This is a genomic window from Bradyrhizobium sp. MI1.7, from assembly GCF_055811795.1.
Map to the genome: position 1 here is coordinate 50,044 of NZ_JBVVPO010000034.1, position 19,190 is coordinate 69,233.

The following is a 19,190-nucleotide window of genomic DNA, read 5'->3' on the forward strand; positions in this document are numbered from 1 at the left end:
CCTACTGTTCCAGAAGACTGCTCGAAGGATTGCGTGAAGGCGCGTCGGCACGCCGGCGCCGCCAGAACGGGCGCTCGGGCCAGCGCGAGACACTGCCGTAGTGCTCGCTTAGCGTCGTCGCGTAGGCCGCAGCTTCGCGCGCGATCCACGCGCCGTAGCGATCGAGAGCGGCCGCATCACCGCGCGCGAGGCAATCGCTGGCGGCATAGGCGGCGAACACGCCCGAGCGCATGGCCTTGACCACGCCATGACCCGAGATCGGATCAAAAGCGCTCGCGGCATCGCCTGCGCAGAGGAAATGGAAGCCGGCAGTCGTTGCGGCGCACCGACTGCCCGCAGGGATCAAGCGGGGTGGTTCGAGCCGAATGATCTTGCTCGCGAGCGCCGAGACGAATTGCGTCCTGGCGAGAGCTCTGCGCCAGCCGTCCGGCGTGTTCAGCCTGAGGCCACGCGCGAGATCGGCATCGGTCATGCACGCAAAGGCGCGCCTGCCCTGGTCGAGTGCCATCGTGTACCACCAGCCGTCTTCAAAGGCCTCGACGAGCAGTTCCGGTGCGGCCGGTCCCGATGTCGTCGCCTCGGCATAGGCCGCAATCAGGCGGTCCTGCGCTTTCGCCCGCGAACCCTGGCGGTCGGCGAGTGCGCGGGCGCGGCCCGTCGCATCGATGATCAGCCGGGCCGAATGGCTGTTGCCGTCGTCGCAAACGACCGACCAGCCGTCCGCCTCGCGCGCGAGATGACAGACCTTCGCATCGACGCGCTCGGCGTGCCACGGCCGAATTCGAGATTGTTGAAGGCCGTGTTGACGTCGGGATCATTGAGCAGGCTGCGATAGGTCCAATGTCCGACGAATGGATTGTCGCTCATGATGCCTCGCTTTTGGGATCGGGCCGCGCCCCCGTTGTTCGCTCGACGCTGATGTATTTGGGCCCTTGATAACTGTCGGCGGGCTTGACGGCCGGCTCGTAGGGATTGCGCACGATGAAACCAAGCAGCGACCACTCGGTGACCATCTTGAGGTCGCCGACCGGCGTCTGGGGGACGCCGCGGCTCCACGTGGTCCAGACGTAATTGGGCTTACCGTTCGAGACCGAGGCGATCTCGAACGACTGCAACGGCCGATGCGCCGGCCACCACAGCGTGGTCCAGGTCTTCTCGTCGCGCCGCAAGCGATCGTCATTGTCGCTGTCGGGCCACAAATTGTTCCAGTCGGCGTAGGTGATGTTGATCGGCTGCGTGGTGCACTCGTTGAAATCGGACTGCCAGGGCAGACCCATATATTTGGTGAGGTCACCCGGCTGAAGACCGGTCTCGAAGTCGTTGTCCTGGCTGAGCGGCGAGTTGACGTTGAAGGTCGGGTCGGCAATCACGGTGCCGTGGTCCTGATTGGCCTGGGCGGCGCTCTGCAGGAAATCCGAGACGCTGCGATCGGCGTTGATCCGATACGGCGCCCAGTAGATCGAAGGGTTGCGCATCACCCAGCCGAGCTCGGCGCCCGGACAAAAGGCGCCGCCGAGCACGTTGCTGAGCACGCCGCGGTCGAGCTCGCGACCGGTCTTCGGCGGTGTCTTCGGATAAGGCGCGAAGGGTGAATAGCCGTCGGGCAGCCAGCCCTCCTCCTTCTCGTTGATGAACCAGCCGCGCGCCCATTGGCCGAGGATGAAGAGCTGGTACTCGGTGAGATGAAGAAACTTCGACGGCGTCTCGTTGGTCAGCGGATTGTCGCCGCACAACAATGGCATCAGCGGCAGCGAATGGACGCGCGACGATGCCCGGTCCTGCACCTGGAAGGAATTGGCCTCGCCCGCACGGCGCAACAGATCGAACAGGAAGCGGCGCATCGGTCCGTAGGGATCGTCGGCCTTGGAATAGTGGGTCGGACCTGCGACCGCCGCCACCGCCATGACCGCTTCGCCCTGACTGGCATCGCGCAACGGTGCATCCGACGGTGTTGCCGTCGCCGTCGGCCGCGTCGCGCGTTTCGGGGTCTTCGATAATTTGTCGGGATCGAACGTGCCGCGCTGCGCCTGATCGTGCGGGTAGTTCGATTGCTGAAGGATATCGTTCAGATACCTGAATTCATCCGGCCGGAACAGGATCGGCCAGATGTCGCGATAGAACCACGGCCGGTAGTTGCGATTCCAGGCAAGACGGCCGGCCTGCCAGTGACGCAGCGCCGCCTCGTCGCGGAACGGGATCTGCTGCGGATCGTCATAGGTGCCGAGCGTACCGTAGATGCCGGTGTCGGTGGCGAACTGGCGCACATAGAGATCGTACAGCACCTCGTCCATCGTGATCATGTCGAGGATCTCAGGGACGAAGCGCGGATAGCCGACCACGACCCAGGCCGGAAACTCGACGTCGATGTAGCGTGTCTGGCCGACCTGCTTCGAATACATGATCAGCCGCGCCATCACCGGCCCGTCGGAGATGTCGTCGTACCAGCCGTCGGTGTTGGCATAGTCCTCGATCTTCGGACCGAAGCTGCCGTTGACGTCCATGCCCGAATTGCCGTGACCGCCGAGCACGACCAGGCGGCCCTTGTTGTCGGTCATCATCTCGCCGAGCGTGTCGATGTCGAACGGCTGGAGGCCCCTGGGCGGGAACGTGGTGGCATAGCCGCCGGGGCCGCCCGAGCGATCGAAATGCGCGCGCCGGTTGGTGGTCGTATTCACGCTGCGCGGGCCGGGATCGATGATGAGCAGGTCGCGGTCCTGGCCGGTGATGTCGGCGTTGCGGCGCGCACTGCCGGGGGCGTAGCCATGCTCGCCCTTGAGCTCGGTGAACGGGTACCAGGAGGCTTTCTTGTTGGCGACATAGACGCGCCACTGGATGTCGACGAGCACACCATGATTGCCGCCGCCCTCCACGGCATCGCCGAGCGCCAGCGGCCTGCCTTCCGGGGACTCCTCGTCATAGACGAAGATCTGGAAGCGCGCGGCCTGGCGCTTCACGCGGCCCTGCGCATCCTTGAAGGTCTTGACCGGAACAGGTGTGACCCCGTCGGGGCCGTGCACGGGATTGCCGAAACTGTCGCAGGCGAGCGGCATCGCCGCGGGCGTCTCCGGCGCGAGGTAGAATTCGCTGTCGCTGTTGCCCAGGCGCGCGATGCCGATGCCCGGATGGATTCGATACGTCGCCATGACTTCCCCGCCGCTTTCTCAATCCAGGAAACTGATCGACACGCCTTCCAGCTTCAGAAGCTCCCTCTCCTCCTGGTAGTCGCCGCCGATCACGACCAGCGTGATCTGCAGCGGGCCCTTCTTCTTGAGCGCCTGCCTGGCGGCGGCCGTGACGTCGATGCGATGGACGCGCGGCATATTGTGGCTGCGCCCGCGCTGGTCGAAGCGCCGCGGCTGCGGCGGCGGGATATCGCAATGGCCGGGACCGCCGTAGCAGGCCCCATGTCCGAAGATCGAGATGTAGCCGGCGTAGTGCGGATTGCCCTTGATCGGCGTCGAGGCGTCGGCCCCGGGTTCGTTCAGGAAGGCGCGCACGAAGCAGGAGCGCATCAATTGCGGCACCTGATGCAGGCGGATCTCCGCGCGTTTGAAACTGCGCGCGGCCTGCGGCACGTTGATCGGCTGCGACACGAAGCGGCTGACCGGCGCCTCGAGGCCGACCGGCATGAAATGCGAGCTGCGGACGTATTCGTAGCCGAACGGCGCGATGTCGAGCGTGTCGCGGATGGTGTAGTTCCACGGCGACAGCACGGAATCGAGATCGGCCGGCAGCGCATTCGGATTGAGCTTCTGCCACTCCCACCAGATCCGATCGATATTGACGTGGATCGGCCAGAACACGGGATCGTAGGAGGCCGTCAGGTTGCTGAACATGTCGCCGGAGCCCGGCTGCGAATAGAGATCCGGGCGGGCGTGGAAACGGCGCCCGCCGACCTGTACGGCATCGTTGCGGCGCTTGGCGAGCGCGCGCAGACGTGTGGTCTCGGCGTCGGATTGCGACGCAGCCGCCGCGGTCGGGGCATCTTTGCAGACATAGGTCGCCTGCCCTGCATCCGGATTCTGCCCACCGGTCCAGATGTGCATGGTGTTGTGCGGATTCTGGTCGAGGAACCCGAACGCCGCGTCGTAGATGCTGCCGCCGCCGAAGTCGCGGAAATTGTTGAGGCTCAGGATCTGGGCGATGTCGTCGGCCGACGGGTAATGATAGTTGATTGCCTGGTTGATCGTCTGTCCCTTGGGATATTCGGCCGGGTAGCGCAGCGGATACCAGAGCGAGTTCGACTGAAGCAGCGCGTCGATGAAGCGCTGGCGGTTGGCATTGTCAGGATCCGGCGTGACGGCCGCATAGCCGATGTTGCTGATGACATAGCAGAAGAAGCTGTGCTGTGAGGTGAAGGTGACGCGGTCATGCGCGAGCGCCAGGATCGCCTTCTTCTGCGCCGCCGTCGGCGCCGGGTCGAGCGCCGCCAACAGCGTCTCAGCCGCCTCCTCGGTGAGATAGGCCTTCATCGAATTCGGAATGATGCGGCCCTTGTCCGGCTCCTCCGGCCGGTACTCCGGCATCGTGAAGTCCCAGTACGGGAGCATCAGCCCGGGCTCGAAGTCCTGAAGGTTCTGTTCGAACTCGTAGAGATAGGCGCGGTGCCAGGGCAGGAAGCGCTCCCAGCCGTGCTGGCAATGGTTCTGGTGGATCAGCGCCTGGTTGTTGTAGTTGCGCCGGTCTTCCGGCCAGTGGTCGAGATCGTAAAGCCGGCGGAAGCCGCGGCGCAGCCGTTCGAGCTGCGGCTCGCTCATGCAGTCGATGTTCATGCGCCGCCGGGGCTCGCCGGCATCCGCGGCCGGCGAATAGCCGTCGGCAGCGACCGCAAACTCGGCGATCTCGCTCACCTTCACCGTCGCGGTCTTCGCCGGCTTGCCAGGCGCAAGCTCGACTGCGACGCTGGTCGCATCATCCGGGCAACCGGCATCGATCCAGTCGGCAATGCGGTCGACGTCAGCGGGCGCGAGGCGCTTGCCGCCCCATGGCAGCGCCGGGAACCGGCCACCGTCGAACGGTGCTTCACCGCGCAATCCCTTGATCAATCCGGACGCGTCGCTGCGCGCATGCGGCGGGATGCAGCAGGCGTGGCCCTCCGGCACTGGAGCAACCATCTTGATGCCGAAGATCTCGGCCGCCTCCAACGCCTGTGCGCCCTTATCCCAAAACCGTCCAGCGCCACCATAATCAGCGGTGCTATCGCCGGCAGCTTCATCCAGGATCGCCTTCACGCGCGCATAAGCAACGGTCAATGCTTCGGTGTCCATTCCAGCCCCCGGACAGCAAGACGAAGAAGGCGGCCGGAGACTAATCACAACTTTTGGGTGATGTCACGTAGACACGCACCTTCAACGTCGAAGCAAGCGCGAATATTTTTCGGGGTTGCGTGATCTATTTCATACAACCTTTATCGAAACGACAGATCTGGCCATGCGTCGTGTGGATGAGGCGGATGCGAGCACGAGTGCGTTGCTCAAGCTCAGCGCCGGCCATCGGACGTGTCCGGTCATCAAACGCTGCGTGATTGAGCGTAGCGTGCATTCCAGTCGTCGTGGGATGAAGCCGAGCCACACCGGGAGCGAATCCGCGCCGAACGACTGCTCGACGAAGCCGAGCTTCGCCCTTCCCGGCCCGTTTCCCCATCGGACTTGGTTTTCCCCCGCAAGCGCCAACTTCGCGTTGCCTTGCGCGGTCGACTGCGTTAAGCGACAACCATTCTCTGTCCGGAAGGGTGGCCGAGTGGTTTAAGGCACCGGTCTTGAAAACCGGCGTGCCCGCAAGGGTACCGTGGGTTCGAATCCCACCCCTTCCGCCAAAACATCAACAAAAGCAATTAGTTAGCTCGCGGTTTTCGCTTCAGCGCACAATCGAACGTACAATCGTCGCTTGGTGGCGCCGTAAGCGTCGCGGTGAGATCGAGTCGATTTGTCGCAGTTCGGACGAGGCGACGCCCGATCCCAACACTGATGCCGCCGCCGATCTCATCAGCTTTCCGACGTCGCGATGGACTGTCGTGTTTCGACGCGATGCATCGAAGGAGCGACAAGACGGTCCTTGAATCACAGCGATGGCGTCCCGCATCTATCCACACCCACGACCGGCAGTAGCTCGCGAGCATTCCGCGCCGCTAGGAATCGATAATTTGACTCTCGCCTGCGCGGTTCGATGGCGTCATGACCAAGGCAGAGAACAGAGCGGCGGCGAGAGCTTGGCACCAAGAGCGCATGCGTCAGCGCGCGGAAGAAGTGCGGGCCGAGGCGGTAGCAGCCGACCTGGCCGAACTCGGCCGGCTTCGCCACTACCTCATCTTTGGCAGGAAGGATCGCCGTGCCGACCGCGAGAAGCTGATGAGCGCCATTGACGACTACGTCGGTGAGATGACTGGCGACCGAACCGCGCTGCACGCCAAAAACCACAAGTGCGGGTGAAGCAGTACGGCCTGGGGACGAAGAATCGGGTAGTCGATCTGCATGAAACTCGCCGCCGAACGTGCCTTTGCCGCTCCTGAAGCCGCCGCCCGCAAACTCGCGAAGACCATTGAAGCCGTCCAGGACGGTCGCATTCACATCGAAAAGCTCAATGCTTCATTTCTCTACGCGCTCAAGGCCACCGGGTTGGAGTTCGGCGCCGGCATCAAGCATGCAGTTGAGAAAGGCTGGCTCGAGCTGCACGAGAGCGGGACGTATGTCCGGCTGATCGGCACCAGCGCAAAAGCGGCCCCAGCAAAAGACTAAGTTGCCGGGGCCGTTTGGAGGTCACCTTGGCGGTAATGGGGTCGCCAGGTGGTCATGAGCATAGGAAAAACCGGCAATCAGTTCTGTCCACTTGTGCCCAAAGCGGTATAGTTCCTCATCGGGAACGGAACCGATCGCAATGAAGTTTAGAAGGGACGGCCCGCCAGCGTGACCAGCGGGCTGGTAGCGATCGTCAGGCGCAGTCGCGACCTCCGCGGGGCACGATCGAAGTACTGGCTCGTGGAGCTTCGCACGCGTTCTCAATGTCCGAATGGAGGTTCCAATGCGTACTCCGGCCTTGGCGATTTTGGCAATCGGGATGGCATCAACAGAGCCGGCGGCAGCTCAGACGTATAATCCGGCCTTTCCGGTTTGCCTGCACGTTTACCGCGCGGGGGCCAACTATTACGATTGCAGCTACACATCGCTGCCTCAGTGCAATGCTTCGGCATCGGGCCGCGCCGCAGAGTGCGCCATTAATCCATACTTCGCGGGCGTGGAAAACCCCGCAGCTTATCGGCGGCACGGCCGCCGCGCCTACTAGGGCATTGCGAGAGACGCTCAGCCCGCCAGCGCGAACCGGCGGGTTGCTGCTTGGGCCGCCTGCGTTTCGGTACCGCAATCCCTAGCGGCTTGTGTCGACGCTACCACCGCGCTTCTATCGGACGATCCGATCAAGACGGCAGCCCGTTATACAACCAAATATCTGATCTTTCATTTGGGTGCCTACCCGGCAACCCCTAATGCAAGCGCGCACATCGTCGCCCCACACACGGCCCTTGGTTTGAGAACTCGAGATACATCGATTGTTGCATGCCTTGTCGTTATCGGGGCATTTGGACAAACACGCCGCAAGGCCAAGTCGCTCGCCTTCTGAAAATGTCGCTTCTTGGGCGGTTGCGAGCGTCGTTGTTGTCGCCGCAGTATAAAGGGCTAGCGCGAGCGCGCTCTTTAGGATTTCTGTAGCCGACATTATCTCCTGCCTCTGTTTGAGACCTCGGAAAGCAGCGTACGCCGGATACACCACCAAGGCGCAAGGCGGCCAGGAAATATCGGATCGCGAAGTAGGCCGCCCGCGTGAGCCGGCGGGCCTGGCTTCACGGACGTATCGTCCGCTCAATTTCACGGGCCGCCCAGGTCGCAACCATCATCGCGAACCGGAAGCGCTCGCGCGTTTCCGCAGGTATTTGGATGCTGCGAATTGCGACGCTGTTCACATGTCCGGACCCGACAGCATGCTATTGTCGGTGCGGTCATGCCGAACTGTTCGTTTGAATGGCTTCCAATAGAATTAAGTAGGACGAGCAAATATTCGGCTCTGATGCGCTGAAGCTGTTCGTACACACAAGGGTCCTGCCATGGAAATCGGGACTTGGCTGAAAAGTTTGGGCCTAGGACGACATGAGTCCCTGTTCATCGCGAACGCCATAGATTGCGATGTGTTGCCGCAATTGATAGAAGTTGACTTCGAAAAGGTTGGCATCCCACTCGGCGACCGGAAACGCCTCGTGAATGCGATCAGTGCGCTTCCCTCCAGCCTTCCCTCCACTGTCGTGAATGCTGCAATTGCGCAATACGCGGAACGGCGCCACCTCACGGTAATGATCTGTGACTTGGTCGATTCGACCGCCCTGACGGCACGCCTTGACCCGGAAGATATGGGCGCCGTCATCGATGCCTATCACGCTGCTTGTGCTCGTATCACGCGCTCCTATGACGGCTTTCTCGCCGACTTTCGCGGAGACGGCATTCTTGCGTATTTCGGCTATCCCATTGCGCACGAGGACGATCCCGAACGAACTGTAAGAGCTGCGCTCGATATCATTGCTGCTGTCGCACGGCTTGAAACCCGCGCTGGAGAACCGCTCGCGGTGCGTATCGGTATCGCTACCGGCATGGTGGTAGTCGGTGACCTGGGCGGCGAAGGCAAACTTCGGGAGCACTCCGTGGTTGGGGGCGCTCCCAATATCGCGGCTCGCGTGCAAGCCTTGGTCGAGCCGAACACCGTGGTCGTCGCAGACTCCACCCGTCGTCTCCTTGGCGATATCTTTAGTCTTCGCGACCTTGGCGCCCACCACCTCAAAGGCATTAGCGAGCCGGTGAGCGCGTGGGCCGTCCAGGGCGTCTCGGCTTCCGAGAGCCGCTTTGAGGCGGTGCGTCCGACAGAACTCGCCCCTGTCATCGGCCGCGATTCCGAGTTGGAGTTCTTGTTGGAACGTCAACGTTTGGCTCGCACGGGCGAAGGCCAGATCGTTCTCATCTCAGGCGAGCCGGGTATCGGGAAATCGCGCTTAGCAGCGGCTCTGGCTGAACGTGCAGCTAAGCATCAACCACACGTGCATTTCCGTTATCAGTGCTCGCCTTACCACGCCAACAGCGCACTTCATCCCGTGGTCGAGCAGTTGGAAAGGAGTGCCGGATTTAAGGCGGACGATCCCGTCGAGACGCGGCTTGACAAGCTGGAGGCACTCCTCTCGTTGAGAGCACCGCAAGTTCAGACGGTAGTACCACTTTTTGCTGAGCTGCTATCGATCCCATTCGCGAGCCGTTATCCAAAACCGCAGCTAAGCCCCGCCCAGCAGCGTCGCCGCACACTTGCCGCGCTGCTCGATCAATTCGAGAGCCGTTCTCGCAAACAGCCCATCCTGTTGCTTATCGAAGATGTTCAGTGGGCCGACGACACCACCCTCGAATTGCTCGACCTCATCGTAGAGCGAGCCCGACAGTTGTCTATCCTTGCGCTGGTTACCTTTCGACCAGAGTTCGAGCCTCCCTGGACCGGTCTTGCGAATGTCGGAAGCCTGGTCCTCGGACGGCTCAACCCAGATGATGTCAAAGGTGTTGCCACGCAGGTGGCCAATGGCCGAGCGCTTCCGATCGACGTGATGAAGCAGATCGTAACAAAGACTGACGGAAATCCGCTCTTCGTGGAGGAACTCACCAAGGCTGTCCTCGAAGCTGGCATTCTGATCGAATGCCAGGATCGCTATCAGCTCGGGGGACCGTTACCGCCCTTTGCCATCCCGGAAACCCTTCACGACTCCCTGATGGCGCGGCTCGACCGCCTGCATTCGGTGAAGGAGATCGCCCAGATTGGCGCCACCATCGGTCGCGAATTTTCTTATTCCTTGATGCGGGCTGTGGTCGCTCGAGAGGAAACACGGTTGCAGCATTCCCTCTCCGAACTCGAGGAGGCCGGGCTTATTTTCCGCGAAGGTGACCTGCCGGATGCCATTTATAGCTTCAAACACGCATTGGTGAGGGATGCGGCTTATCAGAGCCTGCTGAAGACACGGCGGCGGCAACTCCATGCGCAAATAGCGCGCGTGCTAGAGGAAGGCTTCCAGGATGCCGTCGTGAACGACCCTGAAATCCTTGCGCACCATTTCACCGAAGCCGGCATGCTTGAGAAGGCTACGGACTATTGGCTCAAGGCCGGAAAGCGCGCGCTCGGGCGCTCCTCCAATGCCGAGGCTGTAAAACATCTCACGAGAGGAATGGAGCTGACCCAGCAACTGCTCAGCTCGCCGCAACGCGATCGCAAAGAACTGGATTTCTATCTGGCCCTTGGTCCTGCAGTCGCCGCAACTGAGGGCGATGCCGCGGCTGAAACGTCGCGGGTCTTCTCACGGGCTCGCGCGCTGCTAGGCGAAAGTGTCAGCCTAGAAGAACGGATGACGATCCTGTGGGGCAGCTACCTAGCCCACAGTGTGCGCGCGGAGTATAGCTCAGCGCTGGAGGATGCCCGGTACGGCCTCGCGTTGGCCGCAGAGCATGATCATCCCGGCGTGGCCGTCCTAGCCACGCGCTTTATTGGACAATCATTGCATCTCACGGGTGCCTTCGCCGACGCACGCGAACACCTCGATCGCGCCCTCGCACTGTGCTCAACCAATCCAGCCACGATATCGACCTATCGCCGCTTCGGAGTCGATGACGCGGTGAACAGCCTGGCGTGGCTCTCGACGACGCTATTGGTCCTTGGCTATCCTAAACAGTCTACAACAATCGTCGAGCGTACTGAAACTCTTGCTCGAACGAGGGAACAAAGCTTTACGACGGCCCTGGCCCTGGGGAACATAGTCGTTCTGGGCACAATCGGCGGCGACGCAAAGCGCGCTTTGGCTCACGCCGACGAAGCGATATCGCTCAGCATCGAGCATGAATTTGCGGCAATTGAACGAAGAGCACGTTTTTTCCGCGGAGCGCTATTAGCCCAAGGAGGGGATCTTCAAGTCGGGATCGAACTGATGCGCGGCGCTTTGACGGCAACTTACCAAAACTCTGAACGGTGCCGCCGCACTCTCTATTTGGGCCATCTCGCCTTCGCTCATGCCCAGCTCGGAGAGCTTGAAGTTGGACTGCGCCTGCTGGACGAAGGCGTTCAGCTGGCCGAAACAACAGGGGAGAGTTTCTTTGAGGCCGAGTTGTATCGTCTTCGGGGCAACATCAACCTAAAACTCGGCAGGCGTGACCAGGCAGAGGCCGCACTGCAGCGAGCCGTGGCGATTGCGCGGCGACAACAAGCTCGCTGGTGGGAGTTGCGTGCCTCGATCTGTCTCGCGCGGCATTGGAGTAACGAAGGCAGATATTTCGAGGCTTGGTCCCTCTTAGAGCCTATATACACTTGGTTCACCGAAGGTCGGGATACACCCGATCTGACAGACGCGAGAAATCTCGTCGACGAACTACGCTCAGTTTCAGGAATGAAATCGGTTTCAGGAATGAAAGATGAGCCAAAGCGTGGCAGCTGTTGACCAGCACCGCTCAACATCATGCCTGACGTAAATTGATCAGCGTCCGATCAACGCCTGCCCTTCGCCCGCTTTCCGGACTTGCCACCTGTTCGTTCAAGTTTGCTAAGGGCGCTCTCGACATCCTTGATTGCCTTCTTGAGCTGCTTCTCGCGCTTTCCAAGAATGCTCTTGAGTTGTCTTCGCTGCTCGGCGGTCAATGTCGTAAAATCGATCACCTTTGTAAACGCGATGAAGGCCATTGCTTACCTCCCGATGGTGGTGGTCGTTAGGCCGTGATCAATATGTGCAAGGCAGTGAAACAAATATTCTCCAATATCATCGACCTATAGTCAAACGGCATTTCTTCCAGAAATACTCGATCGGCCTTCCGACCCACGGGCCCTCGTGGTGAGCGCGAGAGAAAGCGGTAGCAACTGACATCGCGCTACCACGCCGTCGTTATTTCACTTCCGCTTTTTGTTCTTGAGCCGCGCCGGTCGCGAGGTGCGCTTCGTGCGACCGAGTCGGGAAGACCTTACAGTCGGAGATTTCTCGTGGGGCCTTGATCGCTGCAACAAGGCGCGGAGCGTGGCAAACTGGCGTTGATCCAGCTGATTGGCGAAGCTCTCGAAATCAGTGGCGTCACTGCCAAGCTGGCTCAACCAGACAAATGCACTGTCCAAGGTGCGCAACTCAGGCGTCTGGTATGACAGCAGATCTCGGTAATAAGTTGCCGACTCCTCGCAAAACAGATCACGCGCGATGCCATTTACGAGCCGCCGCACTCCATATTTTATCCCCGTGATGGCCGCTCCTGATATTCCATGGCTCAGCATCGCTCCGAACGTAAAGTTGTGTAGCCCTCGCAGAAACGGAGCAGTGCCGCGGTGCCGCTCCGTGAATTCAAAGGCTTGGCCCAAATAGGGATAGCGCGCGAGGGCCTCGCTTTCCTCGCCCGATGGAGGCGTGAAGCGGTCGCGCCAAAGGGCTATTTGTTCAAAGAATAGGGCGAGCTCGGGACGCGCCGAGAGATCCGCCTCAACGCCGCTCGCAAAAATCATGAAGTCGAATTCGAATCTACGATTGCTGCTTTGAACCCTTGCAATACCGCAAGCTTCGTCGATGAAACTCCATCCGCAGTCGGGGTGCCAGGCGAAATTCTCAAACTCGCGGCATCGCCAATAAGCGTCCTGTGTAGGCGGGACCGGAAGCTCCTCAAGAATGTGACGCATGAACCGCCAGCGGTCCAGGTCCGTCAGATCGCCGAAGTGGCCCAACATACCGGCAAAATTCATCCAAGTGAGTGGGTTGACCCGCGGCATCTCCGAACGGCGGAAGCAAAGGTCTACTCGCGCGGCGCCCGCCTCAAGTGCGAGAGCTGCGTTGTCAAAGGCGGATGCCCCGGCACCAAGGATACCAATGCGCTTTCCTGCAAGCTTGCGAAAATCGATATCATCGGCCGAATGTGCGTAAAGATCTGCCGACAAATGGGCGACCAGAGACTTAGGAGCGCCCCACCTTCCACTTCCCTCAAAGCCTGTCGCAAGAATAACCTTTCTTGCATACACCCGCTCAATTCCTTCGGAACGACGGAGATGGGCAAGGAAGATGCCATTCGCCGGCTCAATCAACATTAGTTCGACCTCGTTCTCAACCGGGAGGTCCAGGACGTCTCGGTACCAATCCAGATACGAGCGCCACACCTCCCGAGGGACGGTATCTATGCGACCCCATGCTCGCCGCCCAAATTTTTCCTCGTACCACGCACGCACCGTTAGACTCGGGACGCCGAAATCAATCCCAGTCACCTCCTTCGGAGTCCGCAACCGTTCCATCCGAGCGAAACTGCGCCAAGGTCCTTCGAAACCGCGCTGGCAACGATCGATGATCCTGAAGTTTGCTATGCGCTCAAGCCTCAAGCCGAACGCGATACCCAGTCCGCTCTGTCCAGCGCCGACAACCAGCACGTCCAGAACCGGCACTCCGTCCATAAATCGCGGGACGGTCCACTCCCGAGCCGGATAGTCCAAATAAGTCAGCTCGCGTCGAACGCGCTTCGTGAGTTGGGAGACGCTCATGGGACATTCCTGCCGCTGCGCTCTTGTTAGAAATGACTTTTGCCATTCGGCTTAGTTCTGTCCCATTATCACAGGTCTGATTGCAGAAAAATCGACCGCCCGACCGCCATTGGGCTTCGCACAGAGCGATTTTGGCCCGCAAGACAGCGGGCTATTATTCTAGCGCTCACTCAAATGCTGATCCGCTCGACGATCGAGCCATCAGTTGCCTCCGATCGCGAGACACGCAACATCGACAATCAACGCGCCTATCGGTGACGATCTGAGCGTCAATCGACTGAAAGACTCAGGCTAGCTCGCCCATCAGGTAGCCTCATAGCGGCACGCTTAGCCGCGTTCCTGACGAAGTCCCCTGCCCGCCCAATCGGCGTAGTGCCGAATTTGCGCGGGTCCATTCGTAGCTCGTCACCGTAGCATTGTACGCGAGCTCCGCGCGGATCGTCAGAATTTGCAATGAGTTCAACTTCTTGGCTAGCGTTGTTTGGAGGAGCGGTGACAGATCACTGACCGCGGCTTTTTGACCGTGGGTTCAGAGGACGGTTTTTCCTGAGGAATGGCTGGAAGGCTCAAACCGCTCGAGGTAGAGCGCCAAACGCCGATGGAGACGGACTCTACCTGATCATCACCGGACCAACATCGGAGTCGCATTGGCCGATTGGTGTTGCGGTCCGCGTGTTTCCACCGATTGGATAGCGCGCGGAGCGCTGTCCAATATGGACCGCGCGACCTCGGAAACGCCGGTGAGGATGATCTGCACGCCGATGCAGAGCAGCAGGAAAGCCGACAGTTTCGTCACCACGCTGGTGCCCTCCTCGCCGAACAGGCGCGCCATTGCGCTCGATTTCCGGTAGGCATGGTAGATCGCCGCGGTGACGGCGAACGCCACCAGAAGCGAAACGATCGATGACTGGAACATCGCATCGAGGCTGCTGGTGCGGCTAATCCCGATCGCGATGGCTGTCGCGATCGTTCCCGGCCCGGTCGTCAGCGGAATTGTGAGGGGAAAGAAGGCCATGCGCTTCATGGTCGCATGATCGGGGGACGAGACCTCGTGAGGTCCGGCCGGGCCCGAGGGTGCGTGGAGCATGGACCAGCCTGTCGCTGCGACTACGAGGCCGCCGGCAATCCGGAGCGCCGGGATGGTCACGCCGAAGAAGTTGAGGATCTGGCTGCCCAGAAACAGCGACACCAGCAGGACCACGAAGGCATATCCGGCAACCCGCAGCGCAAGGCTCGCGCGCTCGTCTTCAGAAAGACCTCTCGTCTTGTCGAGGAAGATGAAGGCCAGTCCGTAGGGATTGATGATCGCGAACAGCGCGCCGAAGCCGAACAGGAAATCGGCAACCAGCCCCGATGTGGCGATATCACGCATGCTGCGCCCACTCCGCTCCTCGGCTTACGGCCATGTGAAGCCGGGCGCTTTGAAATCGGCCAGATTGTCGAGCGGCTTGCGCAGAACCTCAAACAGCACGGCCACCGACCAGCTGTTGGCGACACGGGCCAGCATGCCGACGAAAAACCGGGGCATCATCCGATGATACCGGATCTCACTTGTCCTTGCCGGGTGATCGTTCAAGACGCGATCTCTGCGCGCGCATGCGCTTGATCTCCTCCCTGAGCGCCTCGGCTTTTTCGTCTCGTTGCTCGCTCGCCGTTTCCAAGGGTTCGTCGCGAAGCAACTTCTGGAGTGCCTTTTCGACAGAAAGCTTGTTGGTCTCGGCCATACCAGACCTTTCTGACGCTACCGCGTCTGTCAGTACCGTGGTTGCAGTCTCAGCTCTTCGGACTGAACATGCCGCCGGCCGCCTTCATCGCCGCCTCACCCATGGTCTTGGTCTGGTCGGTCAGGGCCCGCATCTGCTCCTGGAAGAAATCGGCTTGAAGCTTGAGCGCGTCCTGGACATCCTTGGCATGGATCAGCTTGTCGCTGAGGTCCAGGGTCGCTGTGACATTGCGCTGCATGAAACTGCAAAACTCCTTCGCCTGGTTCGCGATCGGCAGAGGCGACGAACTGATCCCCTTCTCCAGCATCTCGAAATAGTCGGCGTTGGCCTTGCGCAGGCGGCCAAGTGCCTCGGTCAGCGCCGCACGGACGTTATCTGCGGATAGATTGATCTCTGCCATGACGTCTCTCCCTTCAGGTGTTAGCAGTTACGCGGTAAGCCCTCCGAACCAGGCGCCGAAATAACCGGCGTAGAGCGCGGGTACTTCGAGATTCATCGAGTGCCCGACGCGAGGCACGATCACGAGACGGCAATCCGGCATCGCAGCGGCCATGACGTGAAGATCGGCTGGCAGAATCCAACCGTCCCATTCGCCCCATAGCACCAGGTGCGGATGCTTCAGCTCCGGCATACGGCGCTCGAGCTCCCTGCTCTCTCTTTCCTTCGTGAGGTTGACCGGCGTTCCGATCCAGATGCCCTCGGAGACGCCAAAGGTCTGCTCGATGATGCGGTCGAACAACGCCTGGATGTCCTTCAATCCCTCCCGAAATCGAGGCACGGCGTTCGGCGCCATGCTCTCGGGCACGAACAGCGAGGACGCCGCGGTCGCCATGATCGTCCGTGTCAGGTCCTTGCTCGCCATCATCGCCCGAAACAGGCCGATCTGGTCGGCATTGAAAGCCATGCCGAGCGGCGTCACCGGATCGAGTGCGAACACGCGTCCGAAACGCTGCGGCTGCATCAAGAGCATACGGGCGGCGATGATGCCGCCGGTCGAATGCGTCGCGAGATGGCAATGGCCGATGTCGAGCATGTCGAGTGCCGCCAGCATGTCCTCGGCATGCTGCTGCATGGAGTAGTTCGCATAATCGGCGGCAGGCTTCGGCCGGTCGCTGTCCCCGCAGCCGCGCCAGTCGATGGCGATGACGCGCAGGCCCGTCGGAAACAAGGGCGCAGCCAGCTCGATCCAGTCCTTGCTGGCGAGATTGCCATGGATGAAGACGACGGTCACTTCGCCTCGGCCCCACTCCCGCCAGCCAAGCTCGATTTCACCCGCCTGCACCCGTGGCATAGACCGATCCTATTTGTTGAGACCGGCGGTTGGTGCCGCACCGGGAGGTGTCGGCGCCACTGGCAGGGCGGATACCACGGACCCCTTGATCATGCGATCTGTGCCGAGGGGCGATGAGGTGTCGACCGTTCCCTTCGTGACGAAGTCCACGACGTCGGCGGAATATTCCACCGGATTGTCGGTGTGGATGAAGTGCCCGGTCTCCGGATAGATTTTCAGAATCGGCCGGTTGCCCGCGTTGGTCATGCGCGTCATGAACGGCGTGATGACGTCGCGTCCGAGATCGGTCAGCCCGTTGAAAGCGGGCGTCGGGATGAACGGCTCCTTGTCACCGAAGGCGAGGAAGATCGGCGCCTTGATCTGGGTGACCCGCTCGTAAAGGTTCTTCGGATCATCCTGCTGGAGCTCGGCCCCGATCGTGTAGATGTCAAAGATGAAGACGTTGCACCACTGTTCGAGCTCCTTGGGATTGCCCTTGGTAAGCCCGACGCGCTGCTCGGTATGGAAGCGCGCATATTCGCTGTCGCTGAAGAAGTAGCCGCTCTTCGCCGCCGACACCACGCCGGTGTCGGGGTCGCGCTTCTTGAAATAGAAGAAGTCGCGAATGCCCTGCTCGTCGCGGGCCTTCTCCGCCGCCAGGATGCCGGTCTGGTCCCAGATCTGCTTCCACTTGTCGAAGTCGCGACCGAGTCCCGGTTGGAACAGAGGTGCCTTCTTGTCTTTCGCGATCGTGATGTCGCGCGGGTATTCCTCGAGTCCGGATGGTGCTTCGAGCGCGAGGCCCTGCACCGCATCCGGCCAGGTCAGGGCGTACCCCGTGACGAACTGACCGCCCAGCGAGTGGCCGAGATAATAGGCTTTCTTGACGCCAAGCTGGTTTACGACGAGATCGTAGATGACCTCGCGCATATCCTGCATGGTGCGCGCCGGGCTCTTATCGAGATTACCGGGCCCGGACATGCCGTAGTTCGGCAAGTCCGGCACGATCACACGCAAGCCACTCCGCAGCGCATATTGCATGATGTTGCCATAGTGCCCGCCGAATGCGCCCTTGCCGTGGATGATGACGAGGACCTTGGGATCCTTGTCGGTGCCGGCATACTCATCCATGTAACCAATCTGCCAGGTGTTGCCGATCTTGTCCTTGGCGTTGGCGTATTTGACCGGATAGGGATAGGTCACGAAGTCCTTCCAGAAGGACTTGCTCGGATCGATGTTTTCGGCGACGCCCGGTACGCGATAATTCTTGTCGACGAACATCCTCGCGCGATCGAGAGCCGCGACGTCGTCCATGAAGGCGACGAACTTCGGATCGTTCTTGCGCTGGTTGATGATTGGGAATACGCCGTAATGGGCGACCGGGCTCTCCTGCGCGATCAGGTCCGCGCCCGGCACGCGATCTACGGCCTTCTGCGCCAGCTTGAAGTTCAGCCAGAGGTCGTTGGTGATGTGCATCACCAGCGTGCGCGCCTGGATGCGGCCGAGATATGGATTAATGTTGTGGGTCTCACCGACCCGGTTGCGCCAGACGAGATCGACGGCGTCATAGAGCTTGGCACGGTTGGTGACGCTCAGACCGGCCTTCTCGTTCGGCGGATCCCAGTAGAATATCTCGGGCTGGACCGCGGCCCAGTTCTGGGTCGTGCGGAAGCCGAAGTCGTAGCCCGTCATGCCCAGGATCGACCAGCCGAACGCCACACCCGGCATCGGGTGCTTCTCCTTGGGCAGATTGTAGTAGTCGCCCTTGGTCGCCTGCCAGACCGGATCGCCCTCGATCGCGGCCGTCATCATCTGGAAGGTCCAGTTGCCGACGGGGTCTTCACCGTCCGACTGCGTGGTGCCGCCGATCGGCATCAGGGCGCCGATATATTCGGGATGCATGACCCCCCACACGTAGGTCTGGGTGCCGCCCATGGAGACGCCCGTGACAAGCGCGACGCGCGCCACCTTCAACTCGTCGCGCAGCAGGCGGTAGTTCGCCTGCACCATGTCGTAGTAGCTGTACTGCGGAAACTTGATGCCGAGGCCGTCGGACGGTTTGCTGGCGCCCCACGTCCCGAGCGGGTCGACCATGATGACGTAGTAGCGGTCGGTGTCGATCGGCCGTCCGGGGCCGATGATCGGGACGCCGCCCGACAGGGCCGCGCCCTTGACCCACTGTTCGTACATATCGGTGGAATCGCCGGAATAATAGGAATTGATCACGACCGCGTTGGTGATCTCACCGGCGGCATTGCGCCGCGCGTTGCCGATCGCGATGTATCCGGTACGCAGCTTGCCTGCCCCGAGCGATTCCAGCGTCACGCCGCCCTCGCCGCCATTCTCCCATTTGGAGGGATTGGCCAGGTCGTACTTGCCGCCAAGCCGGAAGTTCGCGATCTCATAGGTCTTTTTGAGCCCGTCATGCTGCATCTGCGACGAGCGCCGCGTGAACGGCTGGGCGACCGCGAGCGCGGTACCGACCAGCAACAGGATCAGGCTGACGAAGCAACGCTTGAGTGCGCTTCTCCCGTTCATGACGAACTCCCTCCTGGCGGTATTTTGCGCGAACGCTAGGCTGGACCTCCTCCTGAGGTTTGATTTAGCTCAATGGAATCCTTGAGCCTGCCTTGAGGATCGTGGTCATC

At 60.9% G+C, this 19,190-nt stretch carries 15 protein-coding genes and 1 tRNA gene; 5 read left to right on the forward strand and 11 right to left on the reverse strand.

What is annotated here, in order from left to right; all coding sequences use genetic code 11:
• Window position 1: 1 nt before the first annotated feature.
• The 3 genes from AC0L3X_RS27310 to AC0L3X_RS27320 all read right to left on the reverse strand — a co-directional run bounded on the left by AC0L3X_RS27310 (window position 2) and on the right by AC0L3X_RS27320 (window position 5,267).
• Window positions 2–781: a tryptophan 7-halogenase gene (locus AC0L3X_RS27310; protein ID WP_473317008.1), complete on the reverse strand. Its 780-nt coding sequence runs from the start codon at window positions 779–781 to the stop codon at window positions 2–4.
• 82 nt (window positions 782–863) lie between these two features.
• Entirely contained in the window at window positions 864–3,143 is a 2,280-nt protein-coding gene (locus AC0L3X_RS27315; RefSeq protein ID WP_473317005.1) for a LodA/GoxA family CTQ-dependent oxidase, read from the reverse strand.
• A gap of 18 nt (window positions 3,144–3,161) precedes the next feature.
• Window positions 3,162–5,267 (reverse strand): tyrosinase family protein, encoded by a 2,106-nt coding sequence (locus AC0L3X_RS27320; RefSeq protein WP_354123795.1) that lies wholly within the window; start codon window positions 5,265–5,267, stop codon window positions 3,162–3,164.
• Between the two features lie 458 nt (window positions 5,268–5,725).
• On the opposite strand from AC0L3X_RS27320, the gene AC0L3X_RS27325 reads away from it, so the two are divergent.
• From AC0L3X_RS27325 to AC0L3X_RS27345, 5 genes are all read left to right on the forward strand, one after another.
• Window positions 5,726–5,815 (forward strand) — tRNA-Ser (locus AC0L3X_RS27325).
• A gap of 358 nt (window positions 5,816–6,173) precedes the next feature.
• Window positions 6,174–6,428, forward strand: coding sequence for a hypothetical protein (locus AC0L3X_RS27330; RefSeq protein ID WP_038937372.1), 255 nt, complete (start codon window positions 6,174–6,176; stop codon window positions 6,426–6,428).
• 42 nt (window positions 6,429–6,470) lie between these two features.
• Window positions 6,471–6,734, forward strand: a complete 264-nt coding sequence (locus AC0L3X_RS27335) for a hypothetical protein (RefSeq protein WP_354123794.1) — start codon at window positions 6,471–6,473, stop codon at window positions 6,732–6,734.
• Window positions 6,735–7,017: 283 nt separating this feature from the next.
• Window positions 7,018–7,278 (forward strand): DUF3551 domain-containing protein, encoded by a 261-nt coding sequence (locus AC0L3X_RS27340; RefSeq protein ID WP_071917452.1) that lies wholly within the window; start codon window positions 7,018–7,020, stop codon window positions 7,276–7,278.
• An 814-nt stretch (window positions 7,279–8,092) separates the two neighbouring features.
• Window positions 8,093–11,491, forward strand: a complete 3,399-nt coding sequence (locus tag AC0L3X_RS27345) for an AAA family ATPase (RefSeq protein ID WP_441256413.1) — start codon at window positions 8,093–8,095, stop codon at window positions 11,489–11,491.
• Between the two features lie 47 nt (window positions 11,492–11,538).
• Here the strand turns inward: AC0L3X_RS27345 and AC0L3X_RS27350 are convergent, their stop codons facing one another.
• The 8 genes from AC0L3X_RS27350 to AC0L3X_RS27385 all read right to left on the reverse strand — a co-directional run bounded on the left by AC0L3X_RS27350 (window position 11,539) and on the right by AC0L3X_RS27385 (window position 19,080).
• The gene (locus AC0L3X_RS27350) at window positions 11,539–11,730 is read right to left on the reverse strand and encodes a hypothetical protein (protein ID WP_063983274.1); all 192 of its coding nucleotides are present in this window, start codon (window positions 11,728–11,730) and stop codon (window positions 11,539–11,541) included.
• A 204-nt stretch (window positions 11,731–11,934) separates the two neighbouring features.
• Complete coding sequence (locus AC0L3X_RS27355; protein WP_473317006.1) at window positions 11,935–13,548, reverse strand: NAD(P)-binding domain-containing protein; 1,614 nt, start codon at window positions 13,546–13,548, stop codon at window positions 11,935–11,937.
• A gap of 622 nt (window positions 13,549–14,170) precedes the next feature.
• Window positions 14,171–14,920, reverse strand: coding sequence for a MarC family protein (locus tag AC0L3X_RS27360; RefSeq protein WP_225048843.1), 750 nt, complete (start codon window positions 14,918–14,920; stop codon window positions 14,171–14,173).
• A gap of 24 nt (window positions 14,921–14,944) precedes the next feature.
• Entirely contained in the window at window positions 14,945–15,079 is a 135-nt protein-coding gene (locus AC0L3X_RS27365) for a hypothetical protein (RefSeq protein ID WP_354123791.1), read from the reverse strand.
• A gap of 16 nt (window positions 15,080–15,095) precedes the next feature.
• Window positions 15,096–15,272 (reverse strand): hypothetical protein, encoded by a 177-nt coding sequence (locus AC0L3X_RS27370; protein ID WP_166096581.1) that lies wholly within the window; start codon window positions 15,270–15,272, stop codon window positions 15,096–15,098.
• 49 nt (window positions 15,273–15,321) lie between these two features.
• Entirely contained in the window at window positions 15,322–15,672 is a 351-nt protein-coding gene (locus AC0L3X_RS27375) for a phasin (protein ID WP_071913875.1), read from the reverse strand.
• 27 nt (window positions 15,673–15,699) lie between these two features.
• Window positions 15,700–16,563, reverse strand: coding sequence for an alpha/beta fold hydrolase (locus AC0L3X_RS27380; RefSeq protein WP_283016501.1), 864 nt, complete (start codon window positions 16,561–16,563; stop codon window positions 15,700–15,702).
• Between the two features lie 9 nt (window positions 16,564–16,572).
• A complete protein-coding gene (locus AC0L3X_RS27385; RefSeq protein WP_283016502.1) occupies window positions 16,573–19,080 on the reverse strand; it encodes an alpha/beta hydrolase in 2,508 nt (835 codons plus the stop codon).
• Between the last annotated feature and the right edge of the window lie 110 nt (window positions 19,081–19,190).

Bases quoted from the DNA above. Each gene is read 5' to 3' on its own strand.
- AC0L3X_RS27315 (WP_473317005.1), bottom strand. From the start codon at position 3,143: ATGGCGACGTATCGAATCCATCCGGGCATCGGCATCGCGCGCCTGGGC.
- AC0L3X_RS27320 (WP_354123795.1), bottom strand. From the start codon at position 5,267: ATGGACACCGAAGCATTGACCGTTGCTTATGCGCGCGTGAAGGCGATC.
- AC0L3X_RS27330 (WP_038937372.1), top strand. From the start codon at position 6,174: ATGACCAAGGCAGAGAACAGAGCGGCGGCGAGAGCTTGGCACCAAGAG.
- AC0L3X_RS27335 (WP_354123794.1), top strand. From the start codon at position 6,471: ATGAAACTCGCCGCCGAACGTGCCTTTGCCGCTCCTGAAGCCGCCGCC.
- AC0L3X_RS27340 (WP_071917452.1), top strand. From the start codon at position 7,018: ATGCGTACTCCGGCCTTGGCGATTTTGGCAATCGGGATGGCATCAACA.
- AC0L3X_RS27345 (WP_441256413.1), top strand. From the start codon at position 8,093: ATGGAAATCGGGACTTGGCTGAAAAGTTTGGGCCTAGGACGACATGAG.
- AC0L3X_RS27350 (WP_063983274.1), bottom strand. From the start codon at position 11,730: ATGGCCTTCATCGCGTTTACAAAGGTGATCGATTTTACGACATTGACC.
- AC0L3X_RS27355 (WP_473317006.1), bottom strand. From the start codon at position 13,548: ATGAGCGTCTCCCAACTCACGAAGCGCGTTCGACGCGAGCTGACTTAT.
- AC0L3X_RS27360 (WP_225048843.1), bottom strand. From the start codon at position 14,920: ATGCGTGATATCGCCACATCGGGGCTGGTTGCCGATTTCCTGTTCGGC.
- AC0L3X_RS27365 (WP_354123791.1), bottom strand. From the start codon at position 15,079: ATGATGCCCCGGTTTTTCGTCGGCATGCTGGCCCGTGTCGCCAACAGC.
- AC0L3X_RS27370 (WP_166096581.1), bottom strand. From the start codon at position 15,272: ATGGCCGAGACCAACAAGCTTTCTGTCGAAAAGGCACTCCAGAAGTTG.
- AC0L3X_RS27375 (WP_071913875.1), bottom strand. From the start codon at position 15,672: ATGGCAGAGATCAATCTATCCGCAGATAACGTCCGTGCGGCGCTGACC.
- AC0L3X_RS27380 (WP_283016501.1), bottom strand. From the start codon at position 16,563: ATGCCACGGGTGCAGGCGGGTGAAATCGAGCTTGGCTGGCGGGAGTGG.
- AC0L3X_RS27385 (WP_283016502.1), bottom strand. From the start codon at position 19,080: ATGAACGGGAGAAGCGCACTCAAGCGTTGCTTCGTCAGCCTGATCCTG.